The 19,341-nt window shown below is 64.0% G+C and carries 16 protein-coding genes; 11 read left to right on the top strand and 5 right to left on the bottom strand.

Going from position 1 to position 19,341, the window contains the following annotated elements; all coding sequences use genetic code 11:
- Positions 1–11 precede the first annotated feature (11 nt).
- Complete coding sequence (locus QN397_RS09310; protein WP_323495970.1) at positions 12–1,499, bottom strand: NAD-dependent succinate-semialdehyde dehydrogenase; 1,488 nt, start codon at positions 1,497–1,499, stop codon at positions 12–14.
- A gap of 22 nt (positions 1,500–1,521) precedes the next feature.
- Positions 1,522–2,745, bottom strand: coding sequence for an iron-containing alcohol dehydrogenase (locus QN397_RS09305; protein ID WP_323500742.1), 1,224 nt, complete (start codon positions 2,743–2,745; stop codon positions 1,522–1,524).
- A gap of 202 nt (positions 2,746–2,947) precedes the next feature.
- On the opposite strand from QN397_RS09305, the gene QN397_RS09300 reads away from it, so the two are divergent.
- The 5 genes from QN397_RS09300 (at position 2,948) to QN397_RS09280 (ending at position 7,869) form a co-directional block, all read left to right on the top strand.
- Positions 2,948–3,616 carry a GntR family transcriptional regulator gene (locus QN397_RS09300; protein WP_323495972.1) on the top strand — a complete coding sequence of 223 codons (669 nt, stop codon included), beginning with the start codon at positions 2,948–2,950 and terminating at the stop codon, positions 3,614–3,616.
- Between the two features lie 10 nt (positions 3,617–3,626).
- Complete coding sequence (locus QN397_RS09295; protein ID WP_323500741.1) at positions 3,627–5,207, top strand: sugar ABC transporter ATP-binding protein; 1,581 nt, start codon at positions 3,627–3,629, stop codon at positions 5,205–5,207.
- Complete coding sequence (locus QN397_RS09290) at positions 5,204–6,211, top strand: ABC transporter permease (RefSeq protein WP_323495974.1); 1,008 nt, start codon at positions 5,204–5,206, stop codon at positions 6,209–6,211. The genes QN397_RS09295 and QN397_RS09290 overlap by 4 nt, the downstream gene beginning before the upstream one ends.
- Before the next feature lie 75 nt (positions 6,212–6,286).
- Positions 6,287–7,234, top strand: coding sequence for a substrate-binding domain-containing protein (locus QN397_RS09285; protein ID WP_323495975.1), 948 nt, complete (start codon positions 6,287–6,289; stop codon positions 7,232–7,234).
- Between the two features lie 41 nt (positions 7,235–7,275).
- On the top strand, positions 7,276–7,869 hold the full coding sequence (locus tag QN397_RS09280; protein WP_323495976.1) for a DJ-1/PfpI family protein: 594 nt from the start codon (positions 7,276–7,278) through the stop codon (positions 7,867–7,869).
- 52 nt (positions 7,870–7,921) lie between these two features.
- On the opposite strand, the gene QN397_RS09275 is transcribed toward QN397_RS09280, so the two are convergent.
- Positions 7,922–8,485, bottom strand: a complete 564-nt coding sequence (locus QN397_RS09275; RefSeq protein WP_323500740.1) for a hypothetical protein — start codon at positions 8,483–8,485, stop codon at positions 7,922–7,924.
- A 126-nt stretch (positions 8,486–8,611) separates the two neighbouring features.
- Here QN397_RS09275 and QN397_RS09270 point away from each other — a divergent pair, with 126 nt between their 5' ends.
- The 3 genes from QN397_RS09270 (at position 8,612) to QN397_RS09260 (ending at position 13,609) form a co-directional block, all read left to right on the top strand.
- Positions 8,612–10,987 carry a Tex family protein gene (locus QN397_RS09270; RefSeq protein ID WP_323495978.1) on the top strand — a complete coding sequence of 792 codons (2,376 nt, stop codon included), beginning with the start codon at positions 8,612–8,614 and terminating at the stop codon, positions 10,985–10,987.
- 109 nt (positions 10,988–11,096) lie between these two features.
- Positions 11,097–12,476 carry a type II toxin-antitoxin system HipA family toxin YjjJ gene (gene yjjJ / locus QN397_RS09265; protein ID WP_323495979.1) on the top strand — a complete coding sequence of 460 codons (1,380 nt, stop codon included), beginning with the start codon at positions 11,097–11,099 and terminating at the stop codon, positions 12,474–12,476.
- A 59-nt stretch (positions 12,477–12,535) separates the two neighbouring features.
- Positions 12,536–13,609 (top strand): patatin-like phospholipase family protein, encoded by a 1,074-nt coding sequence (locus QN397_RS09260; RefSeq protein WP_323500739.1) that lies wholly within the window; start codon positions 12,536–12,538, stop codon positions 13,607–13,609.
- A 29-nt stretch (positions 13,610–13,638) separates the two neighbouring features.
- Here the strand turns inward: QN397_RS09260 and QN397_RS09255 are convergent, their stop codons facing one another.
- Positions 13,639–14,775 (bottom strand): iron-containing alcohol dehydrogenase, encoded by a 1,137-nt coding sequence (locus QN397_RS09255; protein WP_323495981.1) that lies wholly within the window; start codon positions 14,773–14,775, stop codon positions 13,639–13,641.
- Between the two features lie 118 nt (positions 14,776–14,893).
- Here QN397_RS09255 and QN397_RS09250 point away from each other — a divergent pair, with 118 nt between their 5' ends.
- Positions 14,894–15,838, top strand: coding sequence for an alpha/beta hydrolase (locus tag QN397_RS09250; protein WP_323495982.1), 945 nt, complete (start codon positions 14,894–14,896; stop codon positions 15,836–15,838).
- 20 nt (positions 15,839–15,858) lie between these two features.
- Positions 15,859–16,743, top strand: coding sequence for a YbgC/FadM family acyl-CoA thioesterase (locus QN397_RS09245; RefSeq protein WP_409052920.1), 885 nt, complete (start codon positions 15,859–15,861; stop codon positions 16,741–16,743).
- Between the two features lie 77 nt (positions 16,744–16,820).
- Here QN397_RS09245 and QN397_RS09240 read toward each other — a convergent pair whose 3' ends face one another.
- Positions 16,821–18,116, bottom strand: coding sequence for a LysR family transcriptional regulator (locus QN397_RS09240; RefSeq protein ID WP_323500738.1), 1,296 nt, complete (start codon positions 18,114–18,116; stop codon positions 16,821–16,823).
- A 198-nt stretch (positions 18,117–18,314) separates the two neighbouring features.
- Here QN397_RS09240 and QN397_RS09235 point away from each other — a divergent pair, with 198 nt between their 5' ends.
- Complete coding sequence (locus tag QN397_RS09235; protein WP_323495984.1) at positions 18,315–19,340, top strand: amidohydrolase family protein; 1,026 nt, start codon at positions 18,315–18,317, stop codon at positions 19,338–19,340.
- Position 19,341 lies beyond the last annotated feature (1 nt).

Below are 19,341 nucleotides of genomic sequence, written 5' to 3'. Positions count from 1 at the left end.
GACGCAATGCCTCAGAACGTGGCGGCAATGTATTTCGCCTCCATGTACTCGGAGATGCCGTGGTGCTGCCCGCCCTCCCGGCCGAGACCACTCTGCTTGACGCCGCCAAATGGCGCGGCAGGATCGGAGACCAACCCACGGTTGATGGCGATCATGCCGGCCTCCAATTCCGCGGCAACTCGCATACCGCGTCCCACATCGCGTGTGTACACATAGGAAGCCAGGCCGTACTCGGTATCGTTGGCACGCGCAATGACTTCAGCCTCGGTCTCAAAGCGCGTGATGGGCGCAACCGGGCCGAAGATCTCCTCGTGCGCCATCAGGGCACCGGCCGGAACGTCGGTCAATACGGTTGGCGGATAAAAGAAGCCTTTGCCATCCGGAACCGCGGAGCCGCACACCACCTGGGCGCCGCGCTCTATGGCGTCCTGAACCAGCCGATCGATCTTCTGAACCGCCTTGCGCGTGATCATCGGACCGCATTCGGTGTCTGCATTTGCACCAGGGCCAACTTTCAGGGCGGCCATCCGTTCAGCCAGACCCCGTGCGAACGCGTCGTGGATGCCGGACTGCACATAGATACGGTTGGCGGCCGTGCAGGCCTCGCCCGCATTGCGCATCTTGGCGATCATGGCGCCGTCGAGTGCGGCTCCCAGATCCGCATCATCGAAGACGATGAAAGGCGCGTTGCCACCCAATTCCATCGCGCAAGAGACGACGCTTTTGGCGGCCTCTGCGAGAAGGCTGCGACCCACGCTGGTGGACCCGGTGAACGAGAGCTTGCGCACCCGCGGGTCGGCCAGCATTGCAGCTGTGAAGGGGCCGGGTTCTGACGTGGTGAGAACATTCACCACGCCAAGCGGCACGCCCGCTTCTTCGTACAGCGCGGCAAGGGCATAGGCCGTTAGCGGCGTCTCGCTGGCGGGCTTCAGGATGACCGTGCAGCCCGCCGCGAGGGCTGGCGCGATCTTGCGGGTTGCCATGGCCGCAGGAAAGTTCCACGGCGTAATCAGTACGCAAACGCCGATTGGCACGTAGTCGACGATGATGCGGTTCGCCCCCGACGGCGCCGTGCCGAACTCACCTGTGATGCGTACCGCCTCTTCGCTGTTCCAGCGAAAGAACTCGGCGGCGTAGGCCACTTCCCCGCGCGCATCGCGCAGTGCTTTGCCGTTCTCTGTCGAGATGAGCAGGGCCAGCATCTCTGCGCGCTCGGTCATCAGCGTGTAGCAGCGGCGCAGAATTTCCGAGCGTTCGCGCGGCGGAGTTTTGCGCCAACCCGGTGCCGCTAGGGCAGCCGCCGCCACGGCCGCGGCGGCATCTTCGAGGGTGGCATCCGGCACCGCGGCAATCACGCTCTCTGTGGAGGGGTCGACGACGTCGATGGTCCGCCCACTGCTGGCTGCGCGCCACTGGCCGCCGACGTAGAGGCCGTGCGGAAGCGAGTCGAAGTCAAGCGCCTGCGCGCCAGTTTGTCCAAAGGGAGGGCGTGCGTTCATCGGGTGATTCCTGAAGGTAAGTTCAACGTGCCGCCGCGGCGAGATCGCCGTCGAAAGCCGCCTGGACGAGCTGGTGCATGCCGGCAAGGTCGATGGCGCGCGGGTTGTTCTTGACCAGGCGCTGGATGCCGATGGCTTGCTCGCAAGTCCAGTCGATCTGGTCTGCCGTCAGGCCCAACGCGGCGAGGGTGAGCGTGATGCCGATGGCTGCGAACAGCCGGCTGACTTCGCGGATGGCGGCATCGGCCTGTTCGTCGGTGCTGCCGGTAGGCGCCAGACCCAGTGCCTCGCCCACCTCGGCGAAAGCCGAAGCAGACACGCGACGGTTGTAGCTCATGACGTAGGGCAACATCGTCGCGACGCCCAAGCCGTGTGCAGTATCGGTCAAGGCACCTGCCGGATACTGCACCGCGTGCGCTGCCGCTGTGCCGGCAGTGCCAAAGGCACAACCGGCGGCCAGTGCACCCATCATCACATCGGCGCGGGCTGATTCATCCGAACCATCGGCCACGGCCTTCTCGAGGCTGCGCCCCAGCAGTCGGATCGCGTACAGGGCGAATTGGTCGCTCAGTGCACTCTTGCCGATGAAGACGTTTTGTTGCGCCAGTTCATGGCCGGGCGGCTTGCGGGCCGCGGTGAAGGCCTCAATGGCGTGGGTCATGGCGTCAGCACCGGCGATCGCGGTGAGGCTGGGCGGGCAGGTCATCGTGAGATCGGGGTCGCAAATCGCCGCACTGGGAATCAGGAAGGGGCTGGATACGCCGATCTTCAGCGTGCGCTCCGGATCGCTCACCACCGCGACGGGGGTGACCTCGGAGCCGGTGCCGGCGGTAGTCGGCACCGCGATGATGGGAAGCACCGAGCCGGGTACCTTGAATTCGCCGTAATAGTCCTGCAGTGCGCCGCCATGGGCGAGCAGCAACGACACGCATTTGGCCATGTCCAGGCAACTGCCGCCACCGATGCCGATCACTAGGTCGGGCTGAAAGGACCTGACTTCGTCAGCGCACAGCGCCACGCTGTCACGCGGCACGTCAGGCTGTACACCGTCATGCACCAAGACTTCTATGGAGGCAGCCTTTAGAGCGGCCATCATTTCGCCGAATACGGGTGTCGCGGCGAGGCGCGCATCGGTGCACACCAGCGCGCGCTGGCCCAGTCGGCGGGCGACGGCCGGCAGCGCGTGCCGCTGGCCTTTGCCGAACAGAATTTCTCGAGGCAGTCTCAGTGCGGCAAAGAGTGTCATTTTTGTTGTCCTTCAGGAGTGATTGCGAGGGTGGAAGCATGGGCCTGCAGCTCGAGCGGCTGGATTTTGGTCAAACACAAAAGCCATCCCTATATCGGATCGTATAGGATATAGTATCGTACGATGCAGCCTTTGCGGCCAGTCAAAACATCTACCTAATCAAAGAATTCCGAGTTCCATGACTTCACTCAGACCGGCGGAGATGACGCCTGACAGCACCGCTATCCCACGCGCCGGCAGCTTGGCAGAGGACGTTTATGAAGCGATCTTCGGACAGCTCATGGCGCTGAAGATCGCGCCGGGCTCGCGCATCACGGTGGACAGTCTGGTCAAGGAATTTGACGTCTCTCACACGCCGATTCGCGAGGCGCTGGGCCGTCTCGAAGGGGAGGGTCTGGTGGTCAAGCAGCATCTCGTCGGCTACCGCGCTGCCCCTCAAATTACGCGGCACCGTTTCGACGAGTTGTATGAACTGCGCCTGCAACTGGAGCCGCACGCCGCGGCCAAGGCGGCAGCTGCGATGGACGAGAGGAAGATGTCTGTACTCCGCGAGGCGGCCGGTGGCATGTCTCGTGGTGACACTGCCGACGAACGGCTGCGCTACTCCGCGTTCGCCCGGCAGGACGGCGTGTTCCACGACAGCATCATGGCGTTCGCAGGCAACGAGCTGATCAGAGAGACGCTCGCGTTCCAGCACACCCACTTCCACATCTTTCGTTTGATGTTTCACCGACGCGTCACCGAAGAGGCGCTCGATGAGCATCAGGCATTGCTCGATGCATTTGCCGCGGGTGACCCGCAGGCCGCCGCTGCAGCGATGCGTGCGCACATCGAGCATTCGCGCGACCGTCTCCTGCCAGCGTTCGACTGAAGGCGTGAACATGCTCTTGCAGGACCACGGAATGCAGACATCGTGCGCAACACCGCTTCATCAGGTCGACGCACCAGCCGCCATGCGCCCGTTGTTGCGCGCGGACGCCTTGAGCAAGCAGTATGGTCCAGTCACAGTGCTTTCGGACATCAGGCTCGATATCCGGGCCGGTGAGATTCACGCCGTCATCGGCGAAAACGGCGCCGGAAAGTCGACGCTGATGGGGCTGCTGTCAGGCTACATCAGCCCTAGTGCAGGCACGCTAATACTCGACGGCCAGCCGGTGCACTTCGCTACACCGCACCAGGCGCAACAGGCCGGCATCGTGCTGGTCCACCAGGAAATTCTGCTGGCCGAAGGGCTGACCGTGACGCAAAACCTGTTCCTCGGCCGAGAGCTTGGCCGCATGGGAATGGTGGACGACCGCACGATGCGCCGCATGGCAGCCGAGAAGTTGGCTGAACTCGGTTGCCACGTTTCGCCGAATGCACTGGTGCGCGATGTGCCGCTGGCCGAGCGGCAGCTGATACAGATAGCTCGGGCCTTGCTGGACGAGCACCGGCTGGTGATCTTCGACGAACCGACCGCCGTGCTGACCGGCGACGAAGTCGAACGCCTATTGGCCATCATCTTCAGCCTGAAGGCGCAGGGCATCGCGGTGCTCTACATCAGTCACCGGCTCGATGAAGTGCAGCGCGTCGCCGACAGACTGACGGTGCTGCGCGATGGCCGCATGGTCAGCACGCACCCTGGCCACACGCTGAGCCAGATGGACATGGCGCACCTGATGGTGGGGCGCGAACTGGCCTCGCTGTATCCGCCTCGTGCCTTGCGGTCGACGACCGAGCCGATGCTCGCGGTGCGAAGCGCCTGCGTGCCGGGGTGGGTCAAGGACGTGTCCTTCACGGTCCACAGGGGCGAAGTCCTCGGCTTCGCCGGCATGATCGGCGCGGGGCGTACCGAGTTGTTCGAAGGCATCGTCGGGCTGCGTCCAGCCACGGCGCAGGTGGAGCTGCATGGCAATCCCGTGCATCTTCGGTCGCCGCGCGAGGCTATCGATGCGGGTATCGGCTACCTAACCGAAGACCGCAAAGGCAAGGGCCTGTTGCTGCAGGAGCGGCTGGCGCCCAACCTGACGCTGTCGGCTCTGGGCCGATTCCATCCGGGGCCCTGGCTGCGCAGGCGCGCCGAAGAGCGTGCATTGACACAGAGCATCCAGGACTACGACATCCGGCTCAAGAGCCCACGGGTGCGGGCCGGCCAGCTGTCGGGCGGCAACCAGCAGAAGCTGTTGCTGGCCAAGGTACTTCTGACCGGGCCCTCGGTGGTCATCATCGACGAGCCGACACGCGGCATCGACATTGCCAACAAGGCACAGGTTTACGCCTTCATCCAGCGGCTCGTGGGCGAGGGCAAGGCGTGCATCGTGATCTCGTCGGAGATGCAGGAACTGATCGGCATTTGCGACCGCATCCTGGTGATGCGCCAGGGCCGAATCAACGGAGAGGTTTCCGGCGAACAGATGACCGAAAAAAACATTGCATTGCTGGCGACCAGCGACGTCCAGGTCCACCAGGAGAGCCGTACATGAGCGCCATTCCACACGTTCCCCCAACTGTCGCGAGCGCTCGCGAACGAGAGTTCGCGATCAGCTGGACCGACGCAGGACCCTTCCTCGCACTCGGTGCGCTGTTGATGATTGGCTATCTGGTCAATCCCGATTTTTTGTCTGCCACCAATCTGAGCAACGTGGTTGCGCGCAGTGCCTTCATCGCCATCATCGCGGTCGGCGCTACCTTCGTGATCTCTTCGGGCGGACTGGACCTGTCCGTCGGCTCGATGGCCGCTTTCATCACCGGCGTCATGATCATGTTCATGAACGGGTTGGCGTCCGGTTACGGCGGATGGGCCATCCCCCTGGGCATGGGCGTGGCCCTGCTGGTCGGTCTGGTCTGCGGCCTCGTGAACGGACTGATCGTCACCGTCGGCAAGATCGAGGCCTTCATCGCCACGCTGGGCACGATGGGCATCTTTCGCGCTCTCATCACCTACCTGTCGGACGGCGGCACCATTCCGATCGACCGCTCGCTGCGCGACATCTACCGGCCCGTCTACTTCGGCACGGTTGCGGGGGTACCGATCCCCATCCTGATCGCGCTCGCGGTTGCGGCGGCAGGCGCCTTCATCCTCTACAAGACGAAGTACGGCCGGCGCTGTGCCGCTGTGGGCGCGAACGAGGACGTGGCCCGTTACTCGGGCATTTCTATCGTGAAGACACGCACCATCGCTTTCATGATCCAGGGCGCCTGTGTCGCGATTGCGGCCATGTGCTACGTGCCGCGTCTGGGCGCCGCTACCCCGACCACCGGACTTTTGTGGGAGCTCCAGGTGATCACCGCGGTGGTCATCGGCGGCACCGTACTGCGCGGCGGTACCGGGCGTATCTGGGGCACGTTGGCCGGCGCGGTCGTGCTAGAGCTAATCGCCAACCTGATGGTGCTTTCCGACCTGGTCTCCGAGTACCTCGTCGGTGCCGTGCAGGGCGCAATCATCATCATCGCGATGCTGATCCAGCGATTCTCCAAATCGAAATAGCCTCGTTCGGACCCCACGAGGCAGCGGTGTGGGGGTCCATGCAGTTTTCAAATCTACATAAGTACGGAGACAAACATGTTCAAGACAAAGTGGATCGCGGGCTTGGCGCTGGGTGCGCTGTTGGCGGCGGGCGGAGCGCATGCACAGAAGAAGACGGTGGCGGTGTCGATTCCGGCGGCGGACCATGGCTGGACGGCCGGCGTTGTTTACCACGCGCAAGCTGCAGCCAAGGAAATCAACAAAGCCTTTCCGGGCATCGACGTCGTGGTGAAGACCTCTCCCTCGGCTTCGGCTCAAGTCAGCGCACTGGAGGATCTGTCGGCCAGTCGCAACCTTGCGGCCCTGGTCATCCTGCCTTTCAGTTCAGAAGAACTCTCCGGCCCGGTGAAGTCGGTCAAGGGCAAGGGCGCGTTCATCACCGTCGTCGATCGTGGTCTCAACGATCCTTCGATACAGGACTTGTACGTTGCCGGCGACAACATCGCCGTGGGCCGCAACACAGCAAAGTTTCTGGTCGACAAACTGGGAGGTAAGGGCAACTTGGTTGTGTTGCGCGGAATTCCTACCGTGATCGACGAGGAACGCATAAAGGGCTTCCAGGATGCCATCAAGGGCACTGAACTCAAGGTGCTGGACATCCAGTACGCCAACTGGAACAGTGACCAGGCCTTCAAGCTGATGCAGGACTACCTGGCCAAGTATCCGAAGATCGATGCCGTGTGGGCCAACGACGACGACATGCTCCTGGGTGTGTTGGAAGCGATCAAGCAGTCCGGCCGCAAGGAAATCAAGTACGCACTGGGCGGCAATGGCATGAAGGAGATCATCAAGAAGGTGATGGACGGCGACGCCGTGACGCCTGTCGAGACGCCTTATCCACCTTCGATGATCAAGACGGCGATCTATCTGACGGTGGCAAACCTGGCAGCCCAGGCGCCCGTGCGTGGTGCAGTCAAACTGGATGCGCCGCTCATCACCAAGCAAAACGCCAAGGAATATTACTTTCCGGATTCGCCGTTCTGACTCCCAACAACGCAGCAATCATCAACCGAAAGAATGACACCATGCCCGGAAAAAAAATCCTGATGCTTACTGGCGAATTCACCGAGGAATACGAAATCTTCGTATTCCAGCAGGCGATGGAGGCCGTGGGCCACACCGTCCACGTGGTCTGCCCTGACAAGAAAGCCGGCGACTTGATCAAGACGTCGCTGCACGACTTCGAGGGCGATCAGACCTACACCGAGAAAATGGGTCATTACTTCACCATCAACAAGACGTTCTCGGAGGCACAGGAACAACTCGATCAATACCACGCCGTCTACGCCGCCGGTGGCCGCGGTCCGGAGTACATCCGCACCGACAAGCGCATCCAAGCCATGGTGCGGCACTTCCATGAAGAGAAGAAGCCGATCTTCACCATCTGCCACGGCGTGCAAATTTTGATCGCGGTCGACGGGGTCGTGCGCGGCAAGAAAGTGGCGGCTCTGGGCGCTTGCGAGCCGGAGGTAACCCTGGCCGGTGGCACTTACATCGACCTGTCGCCAACCGATGCTTACGTCGACGGGACTATGGTTTCTGCGAAGGGTTGGACAGCGCTGGCGGCCTTTATTCGCGAATGCTTGAAGGTGTTGGGCACAGAGATTCGTCACTCCTGAATCACCGAGCAGAACAGGGCTGGAAATAGCCCTGCTCGCCGGCGACTGCGTTTCAAAGGCGCCAGAAGCGGCGCCAGCGCTGGCGCGTCGCCTCTTGAAACGCGCGGACCGCTCGCCACGGAGCGCTTTCGCGAACCGAGTACAGCACTCGGTTCTTCCACCCCTTCCAGCGCGGATACCAGCGGGCGAAAAGCGGGATGCGCATGAGCGCTGTTTCGACCAGCTGAAAAATGCGCGCGACGATGGCCGTGCCGATCAGCTTGGCACCGATCAGCACCGCGCAGCCACTGACCGCATGGCCTTCGCTGAACAGGAAGAGGGCCAGGACCTTGACCGGGAGCAACAGCAGCACGGGAACGAAAAACACCAGCAGCGCGCCCCATGGCGGCAGGTTGCGCACCTTGTCCTCCACGCGCGCCAAAAACGGCAGACGCGTCAAACGGCCGACCAGATCGGCGAGCGGTGTCCAACCCCACTCCTCGAAAAGCAGAACCGGCACCAAGATGGCGGTCAGCAGCCCGTGGAGCACTTTTCGGAGCATCCACAGCGGTGTGCCGGCAGCGGCACGCGGTACCGGCTGGCGTGGTGGTTCGGGCGAAGGTTTCGGGCTCGTCACCAGACCATTGTGGGCCTCGCCCGGGAGGCGCCATGACAGGAAAAAGCGCTATGGCAAACTTCTGCGCTTCACTCGAATCGCGCCCTGGCCCCGCTGGCGGCGCACGCTCAGGGACTCCCTTCAGACATGCAAAAAATCATTCGCCAGCTCGCCGCCGAAATCAAGGTCGGTGAACACCAGATAAAGGCTGCGATCGACCTGCTCGATGGCGGAGCGACCGTGCCATTCATCGCGCGCTATCGCAAAGAAGCCACGGACGGCCTCGACGACATCCAGCTGCGAGAGCTGGAAGCGCGCTTGAGTTACCTGAGGGAGCTGGAAGACCGGCGCGCCGCGGTGCTCAAAAGCATCGACGAGCAAGGCAAGCTGACGCCCGAACTGCGCGCTGCCATCGAGTTCGCGCCGACCAAGCAGGAACTGGAAGACCTGTACCTGCCGTTCAAGCAGAAGCGCCGCACCAAGGGTCAGATCGCCCGCGAGTTCGGCATCGAGCCGTTGGCCGACATGCTGTTCGCCGACCCCACGCGGAACCCGGCGGCCGAGGCGCTGGCCTTTTTGAAGCCGGCGACGCTGCTCGACGACGGCAAGCCGGGACCGGATTTTTCCACCGTGCCGGCGGTGCTCGACGGTGTGCGCGACATCCTGTCGGAGCGTTGGGCAGAAGACGCGGTGCTGGTGCAGCGCCTGCGCGAGTGGCTCTGGAGCGAAGGCCTGTTCAAGTCGACGCTGATGTCGGGCAAGGACGAGCACAACGTCGATGTGTCCAAGTTCCGCGATTACTTCGCCTACGACGAGCCGATCGGCCGGGTGCCGTCACACCGCGCGCTGGCGGTGTTCCGCGGCCGCACGCTGGAGATGCTCGATGCCAAGCTGGTGTTGCCGGTCGAGCCGGAGCCGGGCAAGCCGTCGATCGCCGAAGGGAAGATCGCGCTGCACCTGGGCTGGAGCCACAGTGCACGGCCAGCCGACGACTTGCTGCGCAAGTGCGTAGCGTGGACATGGCGCGTCAAGCTGTCGCTCTCGACCGAGCGCGACCTGTTCACCCGCCTTCGCGAAGACGCCGAAAAGGTTGCGATCAAAGTCTTCGCCGACAACCTGCGCGACCTGTTGCTGGCCGCACCGGCCGGCCCGCGCGTGGTGATGGGCCTCGACCCCGGCATCCGCACAGGGGTGAAGGTCGCGGTGGTCGACGCCACCGGCAAGCTGGTCGAAACCGCCACCGTGTTTCCGCACGAACCCCGCAAGGATTGGGAAGGCTCGCTGCACACGCTCGGCAAACTGTGCGCCAAGCACGGCGTCAACCTGATCGCGATCGGCAACGGGACTGCGAGTCGCGAGACCGACAAGCTCGCCGCCGACCTCATCAAGCTACTTGCCAAGATGGCCGTGCAGGCTGGCGCGCCGGAGATGGCGATCGACAAGGTGGTGGTCAGCGAGGCGGGGGCTTCGGTGTATTCCGCGAGTGAACTCGCGTCACAGGAGATGCCCGATGTCGACGTCAGCCTGCGAGGTGCCGCCAGCATCGCGCGGCGGCTGCAAGACCCGTTGGCCGAGCTGGTCAAGATCGACCCCAAGGCGATCGGCGTCGGCCAGTACCAGCACGACGTCAACCAAAGCGAACTCGCGCGCACGCTGCATGCTGTCGTCGAGGATTGCGTGAACTCTGTCGGCGTTGATCTCAACACCGCCAGCGTGCCGCTGCTGGCGCGGGTGTCGGGGTTGTCGGGCAGCGTGGCCAAGGCGGTGGTGAAGTGGCGTGAGGCGCACGGCGCTTTCGCGACCCGCAAGCAGCTGCTCGAAGTCGCCGGCTTCGGCCCCAAGGCTTTCGAGCAGAGTGCCGGCTTCCTGCGCGTGCGCGGCGGCAGCAACCCGCTGGACATCACCGGCGTGCACCCGGAAACCTATCCGCTGGTCGAGCAGATCATGGTGAAGACCGGCTTGGCCGTAGGCGAGCTGATGGGCCGTGCCGACATGCTGAAGACGCTCAAGCCAGAACTCTTCGCCAACGAGAAGTTCGGTGTCATCACCGTCAAGGACATCCTGGGCGAACTCGAAAAACCCGGCCGCGATCCGCGCCCTGACTTCAAGGTGGCGCGCTTCAACGACGGCGTCGAAGACATCAAGGACTTGGTCGAAGGAATGATCCTCGAAGGCACGGTGAGCAACGTCGCACAGTTCGGTGCCTTCATCGACATCGGCGTGCACCAGGATGGGCTGGTGCATGTGAGCCAGTTGGCGAACAAGTTCGTCGAAGACGCGCGCGAGATCGTCAAGACCGGCGACATCGTGCGGGTCAAGGTGATGGAGGTCGACCCGGTGCGCAAGCGCATCGCGCTGTCGATGCGGCTGGATGCGGCGCCGGCGCGGCGTGACGGCCCGCGCGACAACCGGTTCGAAGGAGCGGGTCGCGGCCAGCAGCAGGGCTCGCGAAAAGACAATGCGCCTCAACCGGCCAGTCAGATGGCGAGCGCATTTGCAAAGCTGCAAGGGCTGCGAAAATAAACGAATCCCTCGATAAATCTTCTCTTCTCAAACGAATATTGTTGATTAAACCATTGATTTCATTGAATAATACTCATGTGAATCAATTCATCGATCTTCTCTGATTGCAATGCCGACTCCCTCGGTGGCGAGCCCGGAACAATTGCGTGCCGTTTTGGCGCGGGGGCCGGCCAGCGCCAATGATCTCTCGGCGGCCCTGCGGATCAGCGTGCCGACGGTGCATCGGCTGCTGAACCGGCTGGCCGACGCGACCGTCAGTGCCGGCAAGGCCCGCCGCGCACGCTACGCCTTGGTTCGCCCGCTGCGCGGCAGCAGTGCACCGTTACCGGTGTATGCCGTGGACGAGGCAGGACAGGTGCATGCCGCAACCCGACTCGTGCCGCTGCGTCCGGAGGGCAGCTGGATGGATCTGGCCGGTACGCCGTGGCCGGTGCCGGACGAAGCGCGCGACGGCTGGTGGGCCGGCCTGCCATATCCGCTGCAACAAATGCGTCCGCAAGGCTACATGGGCCGACAGTTCGCGCAGATCGAGCACAGGGCGCTGGCCGTCGCGCCCAACCCGTTGGAGTGGAGCGACGACGACGTGCTGTTCGTCATGAGCCAGCGCGGCACCGACCTGAGCGGCAACCTGATCGTCGGCGAAGCGGCCTGCGAACAATGGCTCGTTGCCAAGGCGGCCGCCATCGATCCATTGCCGGAATCCGGCATCGCCGAGCACTACCTTGATTTGGCCGGGCACGCACTGGCTGCGGGCGTCGCAGGCTCCAGCGCCGCCGGCGAGTTCCCCAAGTTCACCGCACGACGCACACTCGCCAGCAGCGCCACGCCGCACGTGCTGGTCAAGTTCTCGGGCGTCGAACACTCGGCGGCGGTGCGTCGCTGGTCCGACTTGCTGGTGTGCGAACACCTGGCGTCGCTGCACGCCTCCGCCATGCCGGGCGTGGTCTGCGCGGCGAGCCGCGTGCTCGTCCACGGTGGCCGCACGTTTCTGGAAGTGGAACGATTCGACCGGCAAGGCGCGTTCGGCCGCAGTCCGCTGTGCGCGCTCGACGTGCTCAACGCCCAGTTGATCGGCGAAAGCACCATGGAATGGCCGCGGCTGATGTCGCGACTCGCGGCACTCGATCTGGTCACACCGGAAGACGAAATCTGCGTGCAGCATCTGTGGTGGTTCGGCCGGCTCATCGGCAACACCGACATGCACACCGGGAATTTGAGCTTTCGGCCGGAACAGGGCCGGTTCGCCTTGGCGCCGCTCTACGACATGCTGCCCATGCGCTATGCGCCGCTCGCGGGTGGCGAAGTGCCCGCGCGTGAGCTGTCGCCGGTGTTGCCGCTGCCACCTCAACGCGAGGTGTGGCTCGTCGCTTGCGCGGCCGCCATCGCGTTCTGGCGCGCAGCGGCTGCCGACCGCCGCATCGGCAACGACTTCCGTGCCATATGCGCCGGCAATGTCGATGAACTGATGCGGTTACGCGACCGCCTTTGATGGCGTTGCGTCAAGCGACGGGCAAAGGGCGCACGCGTCTTGCTTGATGATCCGATCACATGAAAGCACTGCGCATCTACGCCGGCCCCGTGGCCCGGGCCCATATCGAACGCCACGGCCTGAAGCCCAAAGACGTGCGCACGATTCCCGGTGCGGCTGGGGGCCCCAAGGGCTTGATCCTCGGGCCGATCGACCGCTTTCTGTTCGGCGATTGGCTGCCACGGTCAACGCAAACGGTGAACCTGGTCGGCGCGTCGATCGGCGCCTGGCGGCTCGCGACCGCGTGCCTGGACGATCCGGTCAAGGCCTTCGCGCGTTTCGAGCACGACTACGTGCAGCAGCGCTTCGACGTGCCGCCGGGACAAAAGCGCCTGACGGCACGCCAGGTCAGCCAGCGCTTTTCCGAGAACCTGAAGGCCTTCTTCGGCGGGCGCATCGGTGAGGTACTGAAGCACCCGCGCTACAAGCTGCATGTCGTCACCTCGCGCGGGCGGCACATCCTCGGGCGCGAGGGCAGGGCGCGCACGCCTTTCGGCTACCTCGCTGCATTTGCCACCAACAGCATCCACCGCAAGAGCCTGGGCGCATGGCTGGAGCGCTGCATGTTTTCAACGGCGGGGGCCGCGCTGCCCTTCGGCACCAACGATTTCAAGACGCGCCGGCTCGACCTGAGCGATGCCAACTTCAAGCTGGTGATCCAGGCTTCGTGCTCGATCCCGTTCTTGCTGGAGGCGGTGCACGACATTCCGGGTGCGCCACCGGGCGCGTACTGGGACGGCGGCATCACCGACTACCACCTGCACCTCGACTACCAGCCGACCGACGACGGCCTGGTGTTGTACCCGCACTTTCAGCGCGCAGTGGTGCCGGGCTGGCTCGACAAGAGCCTGAAGTGGCGCCACAAGCCGACCGGCTTTCTGGACCGCATGGTCGTGCTGGCGCCCGATGCCGATTGGGTGAGGAGCCTGCCCAACGGCAAGCTGCCCGACCGCAACGACTTCGTGCACTTCGCCGACGATCCTGCCGCACGCATCGCCGCTTGGGGACGGGCGACGCGAGAGGCGCAGCGGCTGGCCGACGAGCTCGCCGAGCGATTGCAGCACGACGACATCGGTGAAGTGCTACCGCTTTAGGTCACGTTCATGCCGCGCGCTTATCGCGCTCACATCGAGGCTTCGAGCATCTCGCGGTAGTCGTCGCGCGTGGCGCGGCGTGGGTTGGTCAGATGACAGTGATCCGCCATTGCGCCGTCGATGATCTTCTCGAACTGATCAGGGTTCACGCCGACTTCGGCCAGCCCCTTGGGTAAGCCGAGGCGCGCGCTCATGTCGCGAATCGCATTGCCAAGATCGCTGGCCGTTTCGAGATGCATGGCTTGCGCCATACGCTGCAGGCGCCGGTCTTTCTGGACCGATTCGGCCGCCGCGTTGAAGTGGATGACCGCTGGCAGGAAGAGCGCGTTGAGCGTGCCGTGGTGCAGCCGTGGATCGACTCCGCCCAGGCTGTGGCTGAGCGAGTGCACGCAACCCAACCCCTTCTGAAACGCCATGGCGCCCTGCATCGACGCGCTCATCAAATTGAGCCGTGCTTCGCGGTCGCTGCCGTCTTTGGTGGCACGCTCGATGTGCAGCCAGGCGCGCTCCAGGCCGTCGAGCCCGATGCCGTCAGCCGGCGGATTGAAGGCGGCCGACATGAAGGTTTCCATGCAGTGCGCGATGGCGTCCATGCCGGTCGCGGCAGTCAGGCGTGGCGGCAGGCCGAGCGTGAGCTCCGGGTCGCAAATGGCCGCCTTGGGCATCAGGAACCAGCTGTGGAAGCCGAGCTTGCGATGGTCGTCGACGATGACGATGGCGCCGCGCGCCACTTCGCTGCCGGTGCCGCTGGTGGTCGGCACGGCGATCAGCGGCACCACCGCATCGGTGATCTTGGGCGAGCCGCCTTCGATGGTCGCGTATGTCTTGAGCGGACCTTCATGCGTGGCTGCGATGGCGACACCCTTGGCGCAGTCGATGGCCGAGCCGCCGCCGACGGCGATGAGGCCGTCGCAGCGGTGCGCGCGGTACATCTCGACAGCGGCGCGCACGGCGGCTTCGGTCGGGTTGGAAGGTGTCTGGTCGAACACCGCGACATCGAGATCGCCCAGCGCATCGAGCGCTTTTTGCAGCACGCCGGCTGCACGGACCCCGGCGTCGGTGACGATCAGCGGCCGATTGATACCGATGCGCGCGCACTCGCTGCTCAACAGCTTGATGGCGCCGAATTCGAACTGGATCGTGGTGAGGTACTGGATGAGGGACATAGAGCGGGTTTGCGTGCGGACGGTAGGATTCGAGCCGCCCAATCTAACAACAGGAGAGAGTCTTGCACACGCAAAAAACCCTTGCCGCTGTCGCGTATGAAGCTTCAGGAACCCGCGCATGAGGCTCACGCCGAAGATGGCGGGCGTGGTCGAACGCATGGCGCGGGCCGGGCATCCTCCGCTCGATCAGGTGTCCGCCGAAGAAGCGAAGGCGGCCTATGAAAAAGGCTCGGGTGTGCTCGAAGTGCCCAAGCCTGAGCTGGCACGCGTAGAGGATTTCATGATTGCCGCACGCGATGGATTCGACTTGCCAGCGCGGCTGTATGCGCCGATTGCTGTGCCGTCGAAAAAGAGGCTGCCGGTGCTCCTCTACTTTCATGGTGGTGGCTTCACCGTCGGCAGCATTGCGACGCACGACACGCTCTGCCGCGTGTTGAGCAGCAAGAGCGGTTGTGCGGTGGTGTCGGTCGACTACCGGCTCGCACCCGAATACAGGTTCCCCACCGCGGCGGACGATGCCTGGGACGCCTTCGAGTTCATCGCAAGGCAGGGTTCCAAGCTCGGCCTCGACGCAGCCCGCATGGCGGTCGGTGGCGACAGCGCTGGCGGCACGCTGGCCGCGGTTTGCGCCATCCTGGCACGCGACGCGGGCTTGCCGCTCGCATTGCAGCTGCTGATCTATCCGGGCATGACGGCGCACCAGGACACACCGTCGCATCGCAAGTTCGCCGACGGCCCGCTGCTGACCGAGTCGCTCATCAGTTACTTCTTCGGCCAGTACGTGCGCACGCCGGCCGATCGCGACGACTGGCGCTTCGCACCGCTCAATGCCGACGATGTCGATGGGGTGGCGCCGGCGTGGATCGGCCTTGCCGAATGCGATCCGCTGGTCGACGAAGGCGTGGCGTATGCCGACAAACTGCGCGCCGCTGGCGTTGCCGTCGACCTGGAAATCTATCGCGGCGTGATCCATGAGTTCATCAAGATGGGCCGCGCCATTCCCGAGGCGCTGCAAGCGCAGGACGACGCCGCAAAAGCACTCAGACAAGCACTCGAACCATGACCAAAACGCCGACTGAGACCATGACCGAAATCAAGAACCCGATGAACGAGCAGCGCAACGACTTCCGCTTCTTTCACCGCCTCCGCGTGCGCTGGGCCGAAGTCGACATGCAGAAGATCGTCTTCAACGCGCACTACCTGATGTACTTCGACACCGCCATCGCCGACTACTGGCGCGCGCTGGCGCTGCCTTACGAAGAGGCGATGCCGATGCTCGGCGGCGACCTCTATGTGCGCAAGGCGACGATCGAATTCGCCGCGTCGGCGCGCATGGACGACGTGCTCGATGTCGCCATGAAGTGCGCGCGCGTCGGCACCTCGTCGATCGTGTTTCATGGCGGGCTATTCCGCGGCGATGAATTGCTGGTCACCTGCGAGCTGGTGTACGTCTTTGCGGACCCGGCGACGCAAACATCGAAGCCGGTGCCTCCGGTATTGCGCCAGCTCTTTACCGACTACGAGGCCGGTGGCGCGGTGCATGCCATGCAGACCGGCGACTGGTCGACGCTGTGCGAAGCTGCCAGCGCGTTGCGTCGCGTCGTCTTTATCGAGGAACAGAAGATCACAGAGGAAGACGAGTGGGACGACCATGACGAAAGCTCGTTGCACGCGGTGTCGCGCAACCGGCTCGGCCAGGTGATCGCGACCGGACGATTGCTCCCGGCGTCAGAGGGCGTCGGACGCATCGGTCGCATGGCGGTGCATCGCACGCTGCGCGGCGGCGGGCACGGCGCCGCGGTCATGAAGACACTGGAAGACGCTGCCCGAGCGCGGGGTGATCGTGCGCTGACGCTGTACGCGCAACGCAGTGCGGAGGCCTTCTATCGGCAGCTCGGCTATGCGGTGTCGGGTGCGCCGTTCGACGAGGCGGGCATCGCGCACATCGAGATGCGTCGCGTGCTCTGACACTGCGGAGTAGCCGAAGCGGACCGCATCAGCGGCGGCCGATGTGATTGCGCCACCGGCTGCAACGGTAGCGCGCGTCAGCTTGAAAAATCCGGCGACCGCGCGATCAGCAAGGCGATTTCATCCATCAATGCCCGAGCGCCAGGAGACGGGAACGCACCGAGCCGTTGCGTGATGCCAATCTTGCGGCGTGTCGCTTCAAGCGGGAAATCCAGCACCACCAGACTGCCGTCACGGATTTCGTAGCGCAGCTGGTGCGGGGAGAGGGCGGTCAGCATGTCGCTCTCCAGGAGCAGACCGCGCAGCACCGCGAGATCGCCAGTTTCCACGGCGGGGGCAGGCGGGACCTGCCTTGCGCCGGAGAAAAACCGCTCGAGCAGTTCGCGCGAGGGTGACCCTTGCCGTGAGAGCGCCCACCGCGCCTGACGCAGCGCATCGAAGTCGATGCGTGAACCGCCTGCGAGTGGGTGACCTGCACGTGCGATCACCGAAATGCGGTCTTCGAACAGCGCCTCTTGCTGAAGATCCCTGGCCTCCCCGCGCAGCGCGCCGAGGATGAAGTCGATGTCGCCGTTGCGCAGCGACGCCACCAGGGCGTCGTACGGGCTTTCAACTGTGGCCACGTGCAAGTGCGGGTGGCGTCGCAACAGCGATGCAATGGCGAGCGGCAGGATTTGCGTGCGGCCGAGCGGCAGGGCGCCGATGTGGATGCTGCCTCGCAGCGTGCCTTCGCTGGCTGCGAGGTCAGGCCCGACGTGGCGCAGTTCGGCAAGCGCCCGTTTGAAGTGGAAAGCCACGATGTCGCCCGCCGGAGTCGGTCGCATACCGCGCGCACCGCGTTCCAGCAACGGGGTGCTGAGACCGTCTTCCAGATCTTTCAGTGCGCTGCTGATCGCTGGCTGCGTGATACCGAACTCGCGCGCAACCAGTGCCATGTTTCGCTTCTCGACCAGGGTCGCGATGACCGCCAGTCGCCGGCCATTGAGGATCGTGGCGAAGCGCGAGCGAACGTCCACCGAGGCTGCGATGCAGCCCCGTGCCAGGAGCTGGCCTCCGGCCTCCGCGAACACTTGCTCGATGCGCCGTGCACGCGCCATCACGAGTTCCCCATAGGAGTTCAACGTCATCCCGCGGGCGCGGCGATCGAACAGCGGGCGACCGAGCGCGTGTTCCAGTTCGGTGATGGAGCGCGTCACCGCAGAAGCCACGCGGTAAAGACTTTCCGCTGCACCTGCAGCGCTGCCGGCCGTTGCGACGGCGAGGCAAACCCGAAGGTGGCGCAGGTTGATGTCCAGCGCATCGAAGTGCGTGTCGACCTCAGCGTCGGTGCGGGCGTCGTCGATAAGTTTGTAGCGTTGCCGCGTCGGCTTCATTTCGCGAATTGTCGCCTTGATGGCATTCGCATTGCGCGTCAGGGTAAACCCGTTTTGATAAAGAAGTCTGGTGTCAGATCAAGTCGAATGCATCGCGCTCGCGGGGGCTCGCCGACATACTCGCCGTCGTGGCAAGCCATGCATTGCGTCGGCACCCCATCTCCCTCAACCCCGCAGCATCTCGACGGATTAGCCCACATGATCATCGACTGTCACGGCCACTACACCACGGCGCCCAAAGCTCTGGAAGATTGGCGCAACCGGCAGATCGGCGCCCTCCGCGACGGCACGTCCATGCCGCGTGCTTCGGAGCTGCGCATCAGCGACGACGCACTGCGCGAGTCCATCGAAAGCAACCAGCTGCGATTGATGCGCGAGCGCGGCCTCGACCTCACGCTCTTCTCGCCGCGTGCCAGTTTCATGGCGCATCACATCGGCGACTTCGAGGTGTCTTCGACCTGGGCCGCGATTTGCAACGAACTCTGCTTTCGGGTGTCGCAGCTCTTTCCCGACGCGTTCGTCCCGGTGGCCATGCTGCCGCAGTCGCCAGGCGTCGACCCCTCGACCTGCATCCCCGAGCTGGACCGCTGCGTGCGTGAATTCGGCACCGTCGGCATCAATCTGAATCCAGACCCTTCAGGCGGTCACTGGACTTCGCCGCCCTTGTCGGATCGGCACTGGTATCCGATCTACGAAAAGATGGTCGAGTACGACATCCCCGCGATGATTCACGTCAGCACCAGCTGCAATGCGTGCTTTCACACCACCGGCGCGCACTACCTGAATGCCGATACCACCGCCTTCATGCAGTGCCTCACCTCGGACCTGTTCAAGGATTTTCCGACGCTTCGCTTTCTCATCCCGCATGGCGGCGGCGCGGTGCCGTACCACTGGGGCCGCTTTCGCGGCCTGGCGCAGGAGATGAAGAAGCCGTTGCTGCAAGACCATCTGCTGAAGAACATCTTCTTCGACACTTGCGTCTACCACCAGCCGGGCATCGACCTGCTGACCAAGGTGATACCGGTCGACAACATCCTGTTCGCCAGCGAGATGATCGGCGCGGTGCGTGGCATCGACCCCGAGACGGGGCACTACTTCGACGACACCAAGCGCTACATCGAAGCCTCTTCGCTGGACACGACCGCCCGCAAGCAGATTTACGAAGGCAATGCGCGCCGCGTCTTCCCGCGGCTCGACCGTGCGCTCGCCGCGAAAGGACTTTGAT

The organism is Variovorax sp. RTB1 (assembly GCF_035018765.1).
In the GTDB taxonomy this organism is placed as follows: Bacteria; Pseudomonadota; Gammaproteobacteria; order Burkholderiales; family Burkholderiaceae_C; genus Variovorax.
Note: the sequence above shows the minus strand (reverse complement) of the source record. Positions and strands in the feature narration are given on the sequence as shown.

Coding starts and splice junctions, on each gene's coding strand:
- yjjJ (WP_323495979.1), top strand. CDS start 11,097: ATGCCGACTCCCTCGGTGGCGAGCCCGGAACAATTGCGTGCCGTTTTG.
- QN397_RS09305 (WP_323500742.1), bottom strand. CDS start 2,745: ATGACACTCTTTGCCGCACTGAGACTGCCTCGAGAAATTCTGTTCGGC.
- QN397_RS09240 (WP_323500738.1), bottom strand. CDS start 18,116: ATGAAGCCGACGCGGCAACGCTACAAACTTATCGACGACGCCCGCACC.
- QN397_RS09270 (WP_323495978.1), top strand. CDS start 8,612: ATGCAAAAAATCATTCGCCAGCTCGCCGCCGAAATCAAGGTCGGTGAA.
- QN397_RS09260 (WP_323500739.1), top strand. CDS start 12,536: ATGAAAGCACTGCGCATCTACGCCGGCCCCGTGGCCCGGGCCCATATC.
- QN397_RS09300 (WP_323495972.1), top strand. CDS start 2,948: ATGACGCCTGACAGCACCGCTATCCCACGCGCCGGCAGCTTGGCAGAG.
- QN397_RS09280 (WP_323495976.1), top strand. CDS start 7,276: ATGCCCGGAAAAAAAATCCTGATGCTTACTGGCGAATTCACCGAGGAA.
- QN397_RS09285 (WP_323495975.1), top strand. CDS start 6,287: ATGTTCAAGACAAAGTGGATCGCGGGCTTGGCGCTGGGTGCGCTGTTG.
- QN397_RS09245 (WP_409052920.1), top strand. CDS start 15,859: ATGACCGAAATCAAGAACCCGATGAACGAGCAGCGCAACGACTTCCGC.
- QN397_RS09255 (WP_323495981.1), bottom strand. CDS start 14,775: ATGTCCCTCATCCAGTACCTCACCACGATCCAGTTCGAATTCGGCGCC.
- QN397_RS09250 (WP_323495982.1), top strand. CDS start 14,894: ATGAGGCTCACGCCGAAGATGGCGGGCGTGGTCGAACGCATGGCGCGG.
- QN397_RS09235 (WP_323495984.1), top strand. CDS start 18,315: ATGATCATCGACTGTCACGGCCACTACACCACGGCGCCCAAAGCTCTG.
- QN397_RS09290 (WP_323495974.1), top strand. CDS start 5,204: ATGAGCGCCATTCCACACGTTCCCCCAACTGTCGCGAGCGCTCGCGAA.
- QN397_RS09295 (WP_323500741.1), top strand. CDS start 3,627: ATGCTCTTGCAGGACCACGGAATGCAGACATCGTGCGCAACACCGCTT.
- QN397_RS09310 (WP_323495970.1), bottom strand. CDS start 1,499: ATGAACGCACGCCCTCCCTTTGGACAAACTGGCGCGCAGGCGCTTGAC.